This window comes from Terriglobales bacterium (assembly GCA_035691485.1).
Lineage (GTDB): Bacteria > Acidobacteriota > Terriglobia > Terriglobales > Acidobacteriaceae > JAIQGF01.
The window spans coordinates 1-16,572 of record DASSIZ010000054.1 but is presented as its reverse complement, the minus strand read 5'-3'; the positions used below and the strand labels follow the sequence as shown (position 1 = coordinate 16,572).

At 61.7% G+C, this 16,572-nt stretch carries 17 protein-coding genes; 4 read left to right on the top strand and 13 right to left on the bottom strand.

All coding sequences use genetic code 11. The annotated features are described in order from the left end of the window. Nucleotide 1 precedes the first annotated feature (1 nt). The 5 genes from VFI82_06765 to VFI82_06745 all read right to left on the bottom strand — a co-directional run bounded on the left by VFI82_06765 (nt 2) and on the right by VFI82_06745 (nt 5,523). Nucleotides 2-445, bottom strand: a complete 444-nt coding sequence (locus VFI82_06765; protein HET7184368.1) for an STAS domain-containing protein — start codon at nt 443-445, stop codon at nt 2-4. Continuing rightward, nucleotides 432-1,565, bottom strand: a complete 1,134-nt coding sequence (locus VFI82_06760) for a hypothetical protein (protein HET7184367.1) — start codon at nt 1,563-1,565, stop codon at nt 432-434. The genes VFI82_06765 and VFI82_06760 overlap by 14 nt, the downstream gene beginning before the upstream one ends. Before the next feature lie 754 nt (nt 1,566-2,319). Further along, entirely contained in the window at nt 2,320-3,162 is an 843-nt protein-coding gene (prmC, locus tag VFI82_06755) for a peptide chain release factor N(5)-glutamine methyltransferase (GenBank protein ID HET7184366.1), read from the bottom strand. An 84-nt stretch (nt 3,163-3,246) separates the two neighbouring features. Beyond that, nucleotides 3,247-4,338, bottom strand: coding sequence for a peptide chain release factor 1 (gene prfA / locus VFI82_06750; protein HET7184365.1), 1,092 nt, complete (start codon nt 4,336-4,338; stop codon nt 3,247-3,249). Nucleotides 4,339-4,524: 186 nt separating this feature from the next. Further along, on the bottom strand, nt 4,525-5,523 hold the full coding sequence (locus tag VFI82_06745; GenBank protein HET7184364.1) for a DUF1385 domain-containing protein: 999 nt from the start codon (nt 5,521-5,523) through the stop codon (nt 4,525-4,527). Nucleotides 5,524-5,720: 197 nt separating this feature from the next. On the opposite strand from VFI82_06745, the gene VFI82_06740 reads away from it, so the two are divergent. Continuing rightward, a complete protein-coding gene (locus VFI82_06740) occupies nt 5,721-7,475 on the top strand; it encodes an ATP-dependent DNA ligase (protein HET7184363.1) in 1,755 nt (584 codons plus the stop codon). A gap of 343 nt (nt 7,476-7,818) precedes the next feature. Here VFI82_06740 and VFI82_06735 read toward each other — a convergent pair whose 3' ends face one another. Both VFI82_06735 and VFI82_06730 read right to left on the bottom strand, forming a co-directional pair. Further along, a complete protein-coding gene (locus VFI82_06735) occupies nt 7,819-8,529 on the bottom strand; it encodes a hypothetical protein (GenBank protein ID HET7184362.1) in 711 nt (236 codons plus the stop codon). A 179-nt stretch (nt 8,530-8,708) separates the two neighbouring features. Continuing rightward, nucleotides 8,709-8,909 (bottom strand): hypothetical protein, encoded by a 201-nt coding sequence (locus VFI82_06730; protein HET7184361.1) that lies wholly within the window; start codon nt 8,907-8,909, stop codon nt 8,709-8,711. Nucleotides 8,910-9,040: 131 nt separating this feature from the next. Here VFI82_06730 and VFI82_06725 point away from each other — a divergent pair, with 131 nt between their 5' ends. Both VFI82_06725 and VFI82_06720 read left to right on the top strand, forming a co-directional pair. Then, entirely contained in the window at nt 9,041-10,540 is a 1,500-nt protein-coding gene (locus VFI82_06725; GenBank protein HET7184360.1) for a M20/M25/M40 family metallo-hydrolase, read from the top strand. Between the two features lie 143 nt (nt 10,541-10,683). Next, nucleotides 10,684-11,592, top strand: a complete 909-nt coding sequence (locus VFI82_06720) for a rhomboid family intramembrane serine protease (protein ID HET7184359.1) — start codon at nt 10,684-10,686, stop codon at nt 11,590-11,592. Nucleotides 11,593-11,626: 34 nt separating this feature from the next. Here VFI82_06720 and VFI82_06715 read toward each other — a convergent pair whose 3' ends face one another. The 5 genes from VFI82_06715 to VFI82_06695 all read right to left on the bottom strand — a co-directional run bounded on the left by VFI82_06715 (nt 11,627) and on the right by VFI82_06695 (nt 15,433). After that, complete coding sequence (locus VFI82_06715; protein ID HET7184358.1) at nt 11,627-11,944, bottom strand: PilZ domain-containing protein; 318 nt, start codon at nt 11,942-11,944, stop codon at nt 11,627-11,629. Nucleotides 11,945-12,091: 147 nt separating this feature from the next. Then, a complete protein-coding gene (locus tag VFI82_06710; GenBank protein ID HET7184357.1) occupies nt 12,092-12,397 on the bottom strand; it encodes a hypothetical protein in 306 nt (101 codons plus the stop codon). A gap of 5 nt (nt 12,398-12,402) precedes the next feature. Further along, nucleotides 12,403-13,896 (bottom strand): pyruvate kinase, encoded by a 1,494-nt coding sequence (gene pyk / locus VFI82_06705; protein HET7184356.1) that lies wholly within the window; start codon nt 13,894-13,896, stop codon nt 12,403-12,405. 90 nt (nt 13,897-13,986) lie between these two features. Continuing rightward, complete coding sequence (locus VFI82_06700; protein HET7184355.1) at nt 13,987-14,946, bottom strand: YihY/virulence factor BrkB family protein; 960 nt, start codon at nt 14,944-14,946, stop codon at nt 13,987-13,989. Nucleotides 14,947-15,121: 175 nt separating this feature from the next. Further along, the gene (locus VFI82_06695; protein HET7184354.1) at nt 15,122-15,433 is read right to left on the bottom strand and encodes a hypothetical protein; all 312 of its coding nucleotides are present in this window, start codon (nt 15,431-15,433) and stop codon (nt 15,122-15,124) included. Between the two features lie 44 nt (nt 15,434-15,477). Here VFI82_06695 and VFI82_06690 point away from each other — a divergent pair, with 44 nt between their 5' ends. Next, nucleotides 15,478-15,987, top strand: a complete 510-nt coding sequence (locus VFI82_06690; protein HET7184353.1) for a hypothetical protein — start codon at nt 15,478-15,480, stop codon at nt 15,985-15,987. Between the two features lie 329 nt (nt 15,988-16,316). Here VFI82_06690 and VFI82_06685 read toward each other — a convergent pair. Beyond that, nucleotides 16,317-16,572, bottom strand: a 256-nt coding sequence (locus VFI82_06685) for a hypothetical protein (GenBank protein HET7184352.1), incomplete at its 5' end; no start/stop codon positions are given.

The window sequence follows — 16,572 nt, the reverse complement described above, 5'->3', positions numbered from 1 at the left end:
TTTAAGCAGCCAGGTCAGTTCCGCCATCGGCGGCAATGGACGTACTCTGGGGTGAAGGCGCCGGTTGCGAAAATCCCGGCACCAGGAATAAGGATGGTTGCTTGAGGGCGGCGGGCAAGAATCGGCTGAAACTCAGCACCGCGTCGCTGGAGGCTTCGTAGATCTCGAAGAGGCGCTCGGTGCGCGTCATCTCCAGAACGACTGCGATCTGCGGCGACAGCGCCGCCAGCTTTATGTCGCCATCACGTTTCATGACTCCGGCCAGGCATTCCAGGAGCATTTCCACTCCCGCGGCATCGATTTGCTGCACCTGCGAGCAATCCAGCACGACCTGCGGCCGATCCGAGTTCAGGATCGGTTCGATCTCACGGCAAAACGCACGCGCACTTTTCATGTTCAGGCGTTCTGGTAAGCGCTTCACCACTACCGGCCTATTGATCTCCATATCTCCTCGCTACTGCCAAATTCGCGGGGAACGAGGAGGGCTCGGCGCCCTCGAAGCCGGCTGGGGTCTTGACCGTCGAAGACGGTGTTTTCACCAAGGCCGGTAAATCCGTGGGCTGCTGGCGCTGGGACGGCGCAAACAATCCACGGAACAACTGCAGGGGAAGAAACGTGGCTAGCGATGCCGCGCTCGCTAATGCTCTCCACGGCGCGTGTTGCGATCGGCTGTCCATCAGCTTGGGATCGGCGATTTCAACTTCAACGTTGCGGCCCAGGTGCAGCAGCTTTTTGCCGCCGGCGACCGAGTGCGCGATGTCCAGCCCGGGACCAATGTAGGTGTAGGGAAGGACGGACGCATTCTCGACCACCGTGCCGGCTTCCACTTCCGCGTGGTGCTCGACGGAAGCGCAACGCGTGATCACGGCGGCGGCGCGAACGCGCGCGCGGGCGCCGATGTAGGCGGGGGCCAGTACGCGCGCCCGGCGGTCGATGCGGGCGCCCGGCGCAACCCACACCCCGGGGCTGCGTTCTTTACCGGCGGGCTTGATGTCGGCGTGCTGCATCAGGCCGTCCACCGCCAGGATGCGCAGGTCAGCGGCGCTCGCCAGCGCGTTCCAGTAACCTCGGAAAATCCAATTGCCGCACGCGGCCCGCGTTTGCTCCAGGCGGTGACGAAACAGGAACGCCGCATCGTTGCGGCGCGAAGCATTGATGACGAACATGCCCAGGGACGCGCCGTTCGCGTCCACGGCCTGGGTCACGTGCGCGCGGCAGTCGAGATGACGCTGCACGAAGTCGTCCACTACGAACTCGCCGTACCCGCCCATCCGCAGGACCAGGACCGCTTCCGCTCCGGCTTGCGCCAGGTCGCTGAATGCGTTTTCGACGGCTCGCCAGAAGTTGCCGTTCGTAGCCTCGATCCAGCAAGTGCCGGCATCCGCGCCTGTCGGCCTCGCCGATTCACTGACCACCGAAATCCCGTTGATGTTTTGCTTTTGCAGCCGCTCGATGGCGCGCACGACGGCCGGCTTTCCCAGGACGTCATGAAGCACCAGCGGCAGTCCGGCAAATTTCTCGTGTTGAGCTCCGGGCGCATCGCCCAGTCCTCCGACGAGAATCATGGCCCTTACATCCACCGTGTGCACCTCGTAGGCGCGTACGAACCGTGCACGCGCGGTCTGCAAACTGCGCCCTCTTGCTTGTCGGATTGCCTCTCCGGATTAAGCGACTTCAGCGGATTAAGCGACTTCAGCACCCTGGTTCCCATGACCTGCTGGCTCGTAATGGACAAGGTAAGGAGCAACGTGCCCGCTCGCCCGCGCCAGTCTCGAAAAATGAAGCTTACGCCCGACGTATCGCGGCGGCAGCTCACCTCGCTGATCGACCGGCAATCGCTAGCCACCACTAACCCCTGAGGTGCAGTGGCTGTTCTCTTCAGATGGCGGAAATGACCACGTCTGTTGTCAGATCAGTTATCAATTCTGTCGATAATTAATGCTATTTGCCGCCACCACTTCCTCGTACTTTAGGCTTGGTTCCTGCTTCGCACAGCCGCGTGCAAACTTGCGCCAGAGGCTTGGTTCCAGCTACTCTGCCTTCCGCTGGGAAAACAGAACGCACGCACCCGGACGTAAGTCTCTGTGCTTGTGCAGCATTCTTTGTCGCAAGCAGCCTGCCACTTCGCGGGCCATTATCAGGTTGTTAACTATGGCTTTAACCACGAAGTGAGGACGTTCGGCTACTCTGTGGTGCCCCGATGCGGCATCCCGGTGCCCTGAGTGGAGCACCGCGTTCCCACCCCTCGGCGTTTTCTTGCCTACGAGGGTAAGTAGAGGCGGGGCAGGAAGTTACCTTTTGTAACATCCCCCACCCGGGCTACCGCTTCAAGTTTTCGGCTATGACGACGCGGGGAATTCCCTGCAGGTCGGGAACGGTGCGGACATTCTCCCACTCGCGGAGCACCTCGCGCACTGCGGCTTCCTGGGAAAAACCGATTTCAAGCGCCAGTGCTCCTCCGGGCCTGAGTACGGCGCGGGCTTGGGGAGCAAGTCGGCGGATGACGTCCATCCCCTCGGCCCCGGCGAAGACGGCGCCGCGGGGCTCGAACTTGCGGACTTCGAGTTGCACCTTGTCGTACTCGGATTCGCCGACATACGGCGGATTGGAGGCCACGATGTCGAACCGGCCCGAGAGCCCCTGCAGCAGGTCGGTGGCATGGAATACAACACGCTGCTCTAGCCCGAGGCGGGCGGCGTTGGCACGCGCGATCTCGAGCGCTTCCTCCGAGATTTCCGTCGCATGAATCTCCGCGTCCGGCAGCTCCGAAGCCAGCGCCAGCGCAACGCACCCGGATCCGGTGCCGACATCCACGATTCTCCGTGGCTCCATGTTCTTGGACAGACCCAGCACCGCTTCCACCAGGTGCTCGGTCTCCGGTCGCGGAATCAGCACACCTGGTCCGACGACGAAGTCCAGTCCCCAGAATTCCTGGTGGCCGGTGATGTACTGCGCCGGAATGCCTCGGGCGCGTTGTTCGAGGGCTTCGTCGTAGCGGGATTGCTCATCGGAGGAGAGTTCGCGCTCCGGATGCGCGTAGAGATAGGCGCGATCGCACCCAAGGACAAACATCAGCAGGACTTCGGCGTTCATCCGGGGTGAGCCGACGCGGTTTTCCTCCAGCAGCGTGATGGCAGAGCGCAGCGCTTCTTTCAACTGCATGATCAGAGGGATTTAACCACAGAGGGCGCCGAGGACAGGATATCTACCCGCAACTCGGTACCCGCAACTCGGTGCTGGCTGCTATTACGCCGGCACTGCCGAGGCGTCACCGTCGTTGCCCTTCAACTTCTCGGCGTTGTAATGCGTGGTGAGCGCCTCGATGAACGGTTGCAGTTTTCCGTCCATCACCTCGCCGAGTTGGTGCAGGGTAAGACCGATGCGGTGGTCGGTGACGCGGTTCTGCGGAAAGTTGTAGGTCCGGATTTTCTCGCTCCGGTCCCCGGTGCCCACCATGGCGCGCCGTTCCTTGGCCAGCGCCGCCTGCTGTTTCTCGCGCTCCATCTCGTAGAGGCGGGAGCGCAGCACACGCATGCCTTTTTCGCGGTTCTTGATCTGCGACTTTTCGTCCTGGCAGCTGACCACGGTGTTGGTAGGGATGTGCGTGATGCGCACCGCCGAATACGTGGTGTTCACCGACTGGCCGCCCGGGCCGGAGGAGCAGAAGGTGTCAACGCGGAGGTCTTTCGCCTCAATCTTAACGTCCACCTCCTCCGCCTCGGGCATCACCGCCACGGTGACTGCCGAGGTGTGGACGCGGCCTTGCTGCTCGGTTTCCGGCACCCGCTGCACGCGGTGCACGCCCCCCTCATACTTCAACTTGGAGTAGGCGCCGCGGCCCTCGATCATGGCGATCACTTCCTTCAAACCTCCGACACCGGATTCGGACGAGGACAGCACTTCCACCTTCCAGCGCTGGCCTTCGGCGTATCGCGAGTACATGCGGAAGAGCTCGGCCGCGAACAGGGAAGCCTCGTCGCCGCCGGTCCCGGCGCGGATTTCCAGGATCACGTTCTTTTCGTCGTTGGGATCCTTGGGGATCAGCAGGACCTTGAGGTCCTGTTCCACCGCGGCAAGACGTTTCTCCAGGGAGTGCAACTCCTCTTGCGCGTAGGCCCTCATGTCGGGGTCGGCTTCGCTCTCGACCATGGCCTTGCTGTCGGCAATGCCTTTTTTCAAATCCTTATATTCACGGAATTTTCCCACGATCGGCGCCAGCTCGCTGTGCGCCTTCGCCGTCTTCTGATACTTCGCCGAGTCTGCGAAGACACCGGGATCGGCGAGAGCCCGCGTCAGCTCGTCGTACCGCGCCTCGATATGCTCTAAACGGTCGTACATGGTCTCGCTCTACCGGCGGCAGTCGACGGTCGGTGGCCCTCCGTTGACGCAACTGGGACATCGGCGCTACAAATTCCCGCAATTCCGCCGTTTCTGCCTCTGAAATGTAATTGTAGCTGGAGCGATAACAAAATCTTCGGAGGTGCAAGACCTCGCGATCGGAGCGAGGCCGCAGACCGTCGACCGCTACGCAATCACCAACTCTCCCCCGCGCTGCGCTTCCAGTTCCATGGCGTGGTCCAGCGCGCCAATGGCGCACTCGACTTGGTCATCGCTGGGAGGCTGCGTGGTAATGCGCTGCAGCCAGAGGCCGGGGGCGGTCATGATGGCAAACAACGAGCCGCGGTGCTTGGCCGCGAAGCGGATGATTTCGTAGGAAACGCCGGCAATCACCGGCAACAACGCAATGCGAATCGCAAAGCGGGCGGCGAAGGTGTGCACCGGGATCGCGGTATAGATCACGATGGAAATCAGCATCACCGTCATCAGGAAGCTGGTGCCGCAGCGCGGGTGCCAGGTAACGTACTTCTGGACTGCGGCCGGCGTGAGCGGGTCTTTGGCTTCGAAGGCGAAAACCGTTTTGTGCTCGGCGCCGTGATACTGGTAAACACGCCGCAGGTCGGCCCACAGGGAAGTCGCCCAGATGAATCCGAGAAACAGCGCCAGGCGAATGACGCCGTCCACCACGTTGAAAATGATCTGGTTGCCGAATACCGGCGAGACATGCTGCTTCAGCTCGGTGGTGGCGAGCAGCGGCAGAAACTTATACATGAAGATGAAGAAACCGAGCGAGAGGACCACGTTCAGCGCCGCCACCCACCCGTTGATCTCGATCTTCTTGCCACTCTTGCCCGCGGGTAATTCATTGAGGGCAACGTTGGCGGAGAATCGCAAGGCCCGGAAGCCGAGTCCCATGGCCTGAGCGAGCGTGACCACGCCGCGAACCACCGGCCATCCCATCCATTTGTGTTTTTCCGAGGGCCGCTCCAACGTTTCCGAATGCGAAGCGATGGTGCCGTCGGCGCGCCGCACGCAGATGCCCCAGGCGTGGGGCGAGCGCATCATGACGCCTTCCAGAACGGCCTGCCCGCCCACCAGGGTTTCCTCTCCGCTCTCCAGGGCAGGCAAGAGTTGCACGGCGGCGAGGAAGCGCGCCATCTTACGGATCGATTCACACATCGCCATCAGTTTATTGTTCCGGGCAGTTATGCCTTGTCTCTCTGTTGGATGCACGTTCCGGGGGTACTGTAAGGTTAGCGGCGTGGCCGGGAAGTGTCAAACCACCGCCGGACTAATCCTTGCGGTTACTCCACGAGGCATAACCCGCGTGGCCGGCCGCAGGATTCCGCAAAAGTTGATTTTTCCTGCCTGAAAAGCATCGAATGGAGGGCATGCGCCTGCTCTCCGCCGCTGCCGAAGCGATTGGCGGCACCACCAAAAAGAACGAGAAAGTGCGGATCCTGGCTGAATACCTCCGCGCCCGCACCGTAGCCGAGGCCGCGGCCAGCGCCGTCTTCCTCTCCGGCCGGGCATTTCCCGCCTGGGAGGAGACCACGCTGCAAGCCGGCGCCGCCCTGCTCTGGCAGGTAATGAAGGACATTACCGGCAAGAGCGACGCCGCCCTTACCGCCGTCTATCGCAAGCACGGGGACCTGGGCACCGCCGCCTATGACGCGCTTGGTACCGTCGCTCCCGCGGAAAGTGGTTTGACGGTCACGGATGTCGCCCGCGCGTTTCGTGACATTGCCGCCGTGCGCGGTCCCGCCGCGAAAACAACCCTCATCCGCGAACTATTCTTAAAAGCCACGGCGCTCGAAGCCAAGTACCTGGTCAAGATCATGACCGGCGAGCTGCGCATCGGCCTGAAAGAGAGCCTGGTAGAAGAGGCCATTGCGCTGGCCTATCACGTGCCGTCCTCCGAGGTTCAGCGCGCGGACATGTTGCTCGGAGATATCGGCGAGACATTGCAACTGGCGGCCGCGCACCGGCTCAACCAGGCACGCATGCGCCTTTTCCATCCGCTTGGATTCATGCTCGCCAGTCCGGTGGAAAGCGCGGCGGAGGCATTCGAGTATTTCCACGATGCCGCCGTCGAAGACAAGTACGACGGTATTCGCGCCCAGGCTCATATCGGCATGCTGCAGGCTCCGGGCGAAAAACTTCCGTCCAGACAAGTGCGGCTGTTCTCGCGGACGCGCGACAATATTACGGAGTCTTTTCCCGAGCTGGTGGCGCCGTTATTGGACTTCCCGGAAGACCTCATCCTGGACGGTGAGATCGTCGCCTGGCGGCACGGGCGGGCATTGCCGTTTTCCGAGTTGCAGAAGCGGTTGGGTCGCAAGACGGTCACGGAAAAGATGATGCGCCAAGTGCCCGTATGCTACGTCGCCTTTGACGTGCTCTACGCGGGCGGGGAACTGGCGCTTGACCTGCCCTTGCGGGAGCGTCATGCAATGCTCGACCGCATTTTCGCCGGCGCCAGCCATCAGCATCGCGAACGCATCCGCGACCTGCAGGGAAAGCTTGAGTTCGAACCCGCCATCGAGCAGGACGATCACCAGCACCTGGCCGCCGTTCGCGCACCCGTGCTGCACGCTGATTCCCCCGATCACCTCGACCAGCTTTTCGACGCCGCCCAGGGACGCGGCAACGAAGGTCTGATGATCAAGGATTTCAATTCGGTTTACGCACCCGGGCGTCGCGGCAAATCGTGGCTCAAGCTGAAGCGCGAGTTGGCAACGCTGGACGTCGTGGTCACCTCCGTGGAATGGGGCCATGGCAAGCGTGCGGGCGTGTTGAGCGATTACACCTTTGCGGTACGCGACGGGGAGCGCCTGGTCAACGTCGGAAAGGCGTATTCCGGGCTGACCGACAAGGAAATCGCGGAGATGACGCAGTGGTTCCTCGAGCACACCATCGTCGATCACGGCTTCTGGCGCGAGGTTGACCCCGCCATCGTGCTGGAAGTCGCGTTCAACGCCGTGATGCAGTCGGGCAGGCACGACAGCGGTTTCGCGCTTCGATTTCCGCGCATCCTGCGGCTCCGGCCGGACAAGTCCCCCGCCGACATCGATACCATCGAGCGCGTACGCGAAATCTTTGAGCGCCAGAAGATTGCGTACCCGAACGCCGTGTGATCCGCCTGCGGCAAGTCATCTCATAAATGGTTTGGGTAGGGCACGGCTTCAGCCGTGCCGCCCAGAGCTGTCAAAAATGAGGGCTTTAGCCCCTGAGGGGAAGATCTTCACGATTTATGAAATGCGCCGATCTGGTAATTTTGCAAGTCATCTCATAAATGGTTTGGGTAGGGCACGGCTTCAGCCGTGCCGCCCAGAGCTGTCAAAAATGAGGGCTTTAGCCCCTGAGGGGAAGATCTTCACGATTTATGAAATGCGCTGATCTGGTAACTCTACAAGTCATCTCATAAATGGTTTGGGTAGGGCACGGCTTCAGCCGTGCCGCCCGGAGCCGTCTCGCTGGTTACTTTTTACCGTGCAGCTTGTGCCAGATGTCCGGCCAAAATTCGCTGAGCAGGTTCCAGCCGGCGGTATTGGCGAGGCTCAACCCGAAGGAAACCGCTGTGCGTCCCATGTCGCGGTCAACATCCGGCAGGTAGGTATTACTCAGTCCCGCTGCGGCGAAGGCGCCACCGACACCGCTGAAATTGAAACTCCGGTGCCCGGCATCGGTGCGCGTGACCAGCACCCGCGAAATCGAATAGCCGAATCGATTGCCGAACCCGCCGCTGCCCTTGCGGAAGTAACGCGGGTCTTCTTTCAAGATTGCAGGCAGCAGGAACGACTGGAAGAAGCGCGTCGACTCCGCGGTCGCCAGTGATGCGCCATATCGCGCGCCGTAGGCGTCCCAACCCTGGCCGTAGCCGCGCGGATCATCATCGGTGGCTTGCCACGCGGCAGCATCCACACCGGCCGCGAGCAGGTTCGCGGGCGAGTAACTGCGCTGCACCCAGACGCTGAGTTTCTGGTGCGCGCTGAGCGGGCAGATATTGGTGCCGGCAGGCGCGTCCACCGTCGTGCTCGGCATGTTCATCACGCGCTCCGCTCCGCCAATAATCCCGCCCCGGCGGTTCTTCTCCTGCAGCGTAGAGGCGTCCACGCAGGTGGATGTTTGTGGCCGCGCTACTGCGGGGAACAGCAATGCCAAGGCTATGGCTGCCAGTGGTAATTTCATGTGACCTCTCCCCCGAGAGACCGGCAGCATATCAGCAAAATACCGGAAATGACCACGAAAGTTTGCAGCGGCTACCGTTTAGCTTGATCCTTCGCAAAGTGTTTAACTTGATTGTCATCCCGCGCGAGGCGAAGCATCTGGGTTTTCGGCGCGTGCGGACATTGGCCAATGAAGCCAGACTACGCCAGGTCTCCGTCTCCGCTTTCTTCCTTCTCTACCTCCTCTTCCTCTTCCTCTTCGGAGACGCGCGTCAACTCCAGGGGTTCGGTGGTGACCACCTCAAAGTCGCTGCCGCACTCCGGACAAGAGACGATTTCACCTTCGTCAACTTCGTCTTCTTCAATATCGAGATCGCTTTCACATTCCGGACACAAGACCATTTGCTTCCTCCATCACTTAACAACCCGGCCCGCTTGGATTGGACGCGCCGGCGTCCGCTACGCACCCGCAACCTGATAATATTTAGAATTTTCTTCGCATCGTCAATATCCCTGAGCTTGCCGAGGACCCTATGCGCCAACGATCCTGTCTTGCTTTCAGCCTGTTTGCGGGTCTCATTCTGATGGCTTGCACCGGCTTGGCGGTTGCCCAAAATTCCATCCCGGCGGGAAACCTGCCCCAGGCTGCTGACCGCGGATCGATGCCCAAGCCGCTGCCGCTTTCGCCCGATCCGCAGATCGTGGCGGCATTACAGCAGATTTCCGCCTCCCGGGTCAGGGCCACCATCGAAAAACTGGTCAGCTTCGGTACCCGTCTGACGATCGGTGAAAACCCGGCGCAGAGCGGGCGCGGCATCGCCGCCGCGCGCGAGTGGATCAAGTCCGAATTCGAGCGCGACTCGCAGGCTTGTGGCGGGTGCCTGGAAGTGAAGACTGACGTCTTCACCGAGCTGCCCCGGCCCCGGGTTCCCAAGCCCACCCAGATCGTCAACGTTTACGCCATATTGCGCGGCACCGACCCCGAAGCAGCTAAGCATATCGTTCTGGTTACTGGACACTACGACTCCCGGCCCAGCAACGACCAGGACACGCAAGCCGACGCGCCCGGCGCCAATGACGACGGCAGCGGAACCGCGGTCTCCCTGGAGTGCGCGCGCGTGCTCAGCAAGTACAAATTTCCTGGGACCATCATTTTTCTTACCGTCGCCGGAGAAGAGCAGGGCCTGCTGGGCAGCGCCCACTTTGCCGAGATGGCAAGACAGCAGGGCTGGAACATTGAAGCCGTGCTCAACAACGACATCGTCGGCGGCGATAAAACTCCCGGCCAGGACACCACCGTGGTGCGCGTGTTCAGCGAAGCAATTCCCTTGACAGACGTGGGGCAGCGAGCCACGGCCAGCCAACCGGCTGTGCCTCCCGACCAGAAAACGCTCGTCAACATTCGCGCTCTGGGCGCGGAAAGCGATTCCCTGTCACGCGAGGAGGCGCGCTACATCCGCCAGGTTGGCGCCCAGTATCTGCCGCCATCGTTTCAGCCGCTGCTCATCTTCCGTCCCGACCGCTTCCTCCGCGGCGGCGATCATACGTCATTCAATCGACAGGGATTTGCCGCGGTGCGCATCACCGAATATCGAGAGAATTACATGCACCAACACCAGACCCCGCGCATCGAATCTGGCATCGAATATGGCGACTTGCCGAAGTACGTGGATTACGATTACCTGGCTAACGTCGCTCGGCTGAACGCAGCCTCGCTGGCATCGCTGGCCTCGGCGCCGGCGCCTCCGGCAAACGTGAGAATCGAGACGCAAAAGCTGGAGAATGATTCCACGCTGATGTGGGAAGCTTCGCCCGACGGTCGCGCCGCGCAGTACGAAGTGGTGTGGCGGGCCACGACTTCCTCCGACTGGGAGCGCGTACATAGCGCCGGCAGCGCCAAACAGGCGACGCTGCCCTTGTCGAAGGATAATGTGATTTTTGGCGTGCGCGCCGTCGATGCGCAAGGTCACCGCAGCCTGGTAGTCTTGCCGCAGCCAAGCCGCGACCCGGACTTTACGCCGGCGCGCCGTTAAGCCAGGCGGAAGGGCAGTGCGAACGTACGAGCGGAAGCGGCAGCGCGCAGCGCGAAAGAATATGAGCCCCCGGCGTAGCCGCGGGTCGGCACGTAGAATGAACCAAGCCCGCTTCAGCGGGCGAAAGCAGTCGGAGTAAGAATTTGACCACCAGGAATTATCGCGGTTTCGGCGGCGGGCGCGGCGGCGGTTTCGGCGCCATGAGCATGGGTTTCCCGCCGTTCACGCGCGCCGTGAAGTGGCTGGTCATCGCGAATGGCGCCGTTTACCTGCTGATGCTGATCCTGGGCGCAGTCGCGCCCTCACTGGCGGGAATGATTACTGGCGCCGGGGCATTGATTCCGGTCGCGGTAGCCCATGGCTGGGTGTGGCAGCTGGTGACGTATTCCTTCCTGCACGCCGGGCTCTTCCACGTCCTCTTCAACATGCTCACGCTGTGGATGTTCGGCTCGCAACTGGAGCGGGACTGGGGATACCGTCAATTCCTTGAGTTCTACTTCTATTGCGCCATCGCAGCCGCGCTGGTCACTGTGTCCATCTCTTACCTGGGCACGGTGCGGGCATTCAGCTTTCTCGGCATTAATCCTTTGACCGTGACCGTAGGTGCGTCGGGCGCGATCTATGGCGTCATGGTGGCCTTCGCCGTCCTGCACGGTAATCAGGAATTCATGCTGTTCCCGCTGCCGTTCATGATCAAGGCCAAATACCTGGTCGGCATCCTGCTGTTCATCTCGCTGGCGGGAGCGTTCCAAGGCATGGGAGCGGGACGCCGCGGTGAGTCGGTCGCTTACTTTGCCCACCTCGGTGGCGCTCTGTTCGGCTGGATTTACGTCAAGTTCTTCCCGCGCGGCGGAATCAGGTTCGGCGCCTCCGAGCGATACTTCGGCGTGCGCAACGCCTACTATCGCTGGAAACGCCGGCGTGCCGCCCGCAAGTTCGAGGTCTATATGCGCAAGCACGACCGCGCCGAGTTTTTCGATGAGTACGGGAACTATCGCCCGCCCGACAACAAGGGCAATGGGGAAACGCGGCGCCCGCCCTGGGTGAACTAGCATTCCATACTAAGCGCAGCGGGTGATCTAGATTTTACCTAGCGAGCGCGCAAACCGACCGCAGTTGCTCCACGATCCGCTCATCGGTACCCAGAAATTGAAACCCGCAGGAAACGTGATTGCGATGGCTCAGCCTGGCCTGGACGGTCACCGCCTGGGAACCCTCCATCGCGATTTCCATGTTCACTACCTGTCCAGGCGCCCAGGGGCCGTTGATCAAAGCGCCGACGCCGGCCTCGGTCAGGTTCACGCAGTCGCCGCGCACCGCATTCTGCGGTCCGGAGGCGATACCCCACACCATCACGGGTGCCTTGAACTGGGTACGAAAATGGCGTCGCCGATCGTTCATCATGGCAGTGGTTCAGGTCGAAATGCACGCCCTCGACCAAAGCCAACATCCTTAAAATCCAGCAACTTACCTTGTCTGGTTACCTCGTAACTCCATGTAAATATTACGCTGACTCTACGGGGGTCGTCTCAGTCCGTTCTGGCGATCCATCTAGCTCGACCAAGGCCCCTCCAGTAACTCCAACTTTTCGATCACCCCGTCGACCTTGGATACCTGCGACAGCCGCTGCCACAGGCGATGGACCTCGGGATCTTCCGACGCTTCCTGGCGCGCCTTCGCCGATGTCCAGTAGCGCAGATTGATGAGCTGCCCCGGATTCTTGGCATCCCGGTACAGCAGGTCCCGGCTGTAGTTCTTCCGCCGCAAAAGCGTGTACAGTTCAGACAGGACGTTCAGCGTGTCCTCGTCCTTGCCCTCGTCGGGCCTGATGTACGCGATGGAAACGACTTCGGTCATGCGGGTTACCTCTTGCTCTCCTCCAGGTTTCGCCCAGCCTGCGTTCGCGGCCGCCGGCGCTCCGCCGGCCGCTGCTCGTCGCCGATAATGTGCAGCCGCATCAGGTTGGTGGAGCCGGAAGCTCCGCGCGTGCCGGAAATCACCGACACCACATCCCCCCGCGAGGCTATGTCATGCTGAAGGAACTCACGCTCCGCGGCGCGGACCATTTCCTCGGCCGTGCGCACATGTTCGCACGCCACCGGCCGCACTCCCCAGTACAGGTTCAGGCGGTTGCAGACGCTGTCGCGATGCGCAAAGGCAAATACCGAAGCCTTGGGACGGTACTTCGACACCAGGCGCGCCGTGGTTCCGGTCTCGGTGTACACCGCGATGGCCCGCATGTCCAGTTCCTCGGCTGCGTGCGCCACTGATTCGCAGATGGTTTCCGAGATCGAGAGCTTATGGTGATGTTCGCGGTGCCGTTGCGGCTTCTCTGCTTCTCGCATATGGGCCTCGGCTTCCATCACGATGCGGCCCATCATGGCAACCGATTCCCGCGGATACTTGCCGCTGGCGGTTTCCGCCGAGAGCATCACGGCATCGCTGCCGTCGAATACGGCATTGGCCACGTCGCTGACCTCGGCCCGCGTCGGCCGCGGATTATCCACCATCGATTCCAGCATCTGCGTCGCCGTGATCACCGGCTTCCGCCATTCCGACGCCCGCCGGATGATGTGCTTCTGGATGATCGGCACCTGCTCCGGCGGCATCTCCACCCCCAGGTCGCCACGCGCCACCATCACTCCGTCGGCGACTTCCAGGATTTCTTCCAGGTGCTCGATGGCTTGCGGCTTTTCCAGCTTCGCAATCACCGGCAAGTCGTCTTGGCGGACCCCGATCAGCCGCTTGGTTTCCCGCACGTCCGCGGCCGTGCGCACGAACGAGATGGCAATCATGTCCACCTCGTGCCGCAGGCCGAATTCCAGGTCTTTGCGGTCTTTGTCGGTCAGCGACGGCACGCTCAGAGCCGTCCCCGGAAGGTTGATCCCCTGGTGCTCGCCGAGCATGCCCCCGTTGACCACTTCAGACTCAATTTCGTCGCCGTGAATGGCCTTGACCTTCAGCTCGATCAGGCCGTCGGAGAGAAGAATACGCGAGCCCGGCTCGACCTCTTGCGCCAGCCCTCGAAAGCTGGTGGGGATCAGGTTGGCTGTGCCCAGGATGTTGCGTGGCGTAATGGTGACACGCGAGCCGGTCTTCAACACGATCGGCCGGCGGTCGCGCATCCGCCCGGTGCGAATTTTTGGGCCTTGCAGGTCCTGCAGGATGCAGATTGTGCGCTCCAGCTTCTGGGCCGCTCGCCGCAGCCGCTCGATGACGCGCGCATGCTCCTCGTGCGTGCCATGCGAAAAATTCAGCCGCGCCACGTCCATGCCGGTACGCATCAGGTCGCGCAGCATGGCCTCCGAGTTGCTGGACGGCCCGACGGTGCACACGATCTTCGCCCGACGCTCCATCCCTCGCGCCCGACCAGGCTCTACTTGCGGGACTGAGATTTCTTTGATCGCCATTCATTTACCAGATTACCCGAGTCCCCAATTCCTCAATTACTTCGGCCCCGGCGTGCGCAGCACGGTGGTGTCCTGGCCGGCGACGACGATTCGCGGATACAGCAGCGCGTTGAATTCGGCCCCAATCAGCACAATGATGCTGATGATATACAGCCAGATCAGCAGCACGATCGCGGCCGTCAGCGAGCCGTAGAACAGGCTATAGGCGGCAAAGTGGCGCACGTACCAGCCGAAGGCCATGGTCGCCGGGAACCAGATGGCGGTCGCCAGCGCCGCGCCCGGCAAAACCGTGTGCCAGCTCAGGGTACGCGGAACGGCATTGTGGTAGATGAGCTGCATCACCGCGATGCTGGTCAGGATGGCAATCAGCCAGCGCACCCCGATCCAGGCGATCAGCACGTATGGCCCCAGCTCATGTCCGAGTTGAGCATTGATGCGCGCTTCAATCTGGTTGCCGAAGGCGACCAGGCCGGTGGCAAAGGTCAGCGGAATGCCGGCCATGATGACCAATCCGAAGGCGATAAACCGCTCCTTCACCACTCCCCAGACTTTGGGAAACTGGTAGGCGTTGCGAAATCCTTCCATCCAGGAAATCATGACTCCGGATGCGGTCCACAGCGTGATCAGCGACGCCGTGATCAGCACGCTTACCGACTTGCCCTGCGCCGTCTCGAAGAACGCCCGCACCAGGCCGCTCGGGCCCTGCGGCAGGATCTGATAGGCGGCGTCGGAGATCTCCCGCATGTACTCGGCGCTGTGCTCGAAGGTAGCGATGATTGCGCCCGCGACCATCAGGGCAGGGAACATTGTCAGGATGGCGGAATACGCGCCGCCCTTGGCAACGCCAAAGGCGTCGTGCACGAAAGCGCGCCACACCGCCATGCGCACGTTCTTGAGCAGCTTGAACAGGAACGAGCCGCGAGTCGGCTTCATGCCATTGTCCGGTCGCCGCGCCGGCGCCGGCGGGTCGAGATTAAGAGCAGTACCGACGGTCACAACCTCCTCAATCGCCGTACTTTACAGGTTTTGTGCTCTTTGCGGAATAGCAACCCTGTAACTGCCAATCCCGGCCATATTTTAACTAGCGCGTTTCCCTCTGCCATGCTGAGCGTGGGCGACCGCCGCAGCACCTCGGAAGGCGCTCCTGCCGCGCTAAGGCATTTCTACGCGCTTACCGCACTGGATTCCGCCACAACTCGCCCAACATAAAGCAGCCGGCGACATTCACCAGGGTCAAAACAATCGCGGCGCCGGTCATCGCCCGCGCCATTATGTCGTGCGTTCGCCGCACCTTGCGGGCAAGCGGGTAGACGTAAAGCCACTGCAGGAACCCAATAAAGACGGCGGCAATCATGATCAAAGCTTGAAGTCTACTGGCATAGACGAGGATCGCAACCACCAAGGCGTCGATCGCCAAAATGATGACGACACCGAGTAGCACCTGCACCACCGGCCGACGCCACACCGACTCGTTTTCTGTCATGACGGGGCCATTCTGCCACTGAATTGGCAGAATCTTGCCTGTAATTGACGCCACCCAGCTTACGACGTAACGTCCATCACGACTTGGCAGAACAGGGCAAGAGCATGGTTGTCCCGTGGTGTGCCGCGCTCGGCGCTGTTGCGCTGGCGTACGCGGGAATGAAGTGGCTGCAGTTCGGCCCAGGAATGTCGAAGATCTTCGTCACGCAGCTCGCCGCAGCCGCCCTGCTGTGTGTCACCGCGCCCGTGGTGCGCCGCCGATGGGGCGGAGCAGGGCTCGCGGCATGGTGCGCAGCGGTGGCGGTCATGATTGCGTTCGTTGCCGGACCCATCGTAGGAAAGAGCATGGACCTCGGCCGCCACGCCGGCCCACTCGTACTGTTCTGTTTGCTGGTGCTCCCATTCGCGGCGGCGGGCGTGACGGTGTACCGTGTTGGCCGTCCGCCGGCGACCCTCGCCCGCACCTTTCCGATTGCGATGACCGTCTGCGTCCTGATGGAACTGGTGAGCTTTGTCCTCGTCCTGGCCGTGCTGACGATTCCGAAAGTCTTCTAAACACGACGGTGCGGCCCTGGCATTGTTCGCACATTCCTGGGGACGTTTCGCCCCGCCGGCTCACTTCCTCATTTGCTGCTTGCAACGCTGTCGCTGGGCGGCTTGAGCCGTGCCAACAGCACGCGATCAATTTGCGGCTTTAGCCGCCGAGGTTGGACGTCTGAACTGTCGCGGGGCGGGAGGTTGAGGCCAATGAGGTAAAAACCCGCCATCGAGGGCGGCCGGCTACAACGATCGTACCGCCTACCTGGACGCCGTTCTGCCGGTCCACCAAAAACGTGCGGGGCCTTTCGGCCCCGCGCTCACAACTCAGATCGAAAACTCAAAAACTACTCCGCCGCCAGTTCCTCCGGCTCGTTCTCCCCTTCGTGGCGCATGAGTTCCAGGGCCCGCTCGGCTTCCTCGTACGCCTGCGAGACCTCCTCCTGCACCTTCTGGGCGGCTTCCTCCAACTCCGGCGACAGGCGGACATTGCGGTAGTACTCCATGCCCGTCCCGGCCGGAATCAGGCGGCCGACGATGACGTTCTCCTTCAGCCCGCGCAGGTGGTCCACCGAGCCATTGATCGAGGCCTCGGTGAGCACC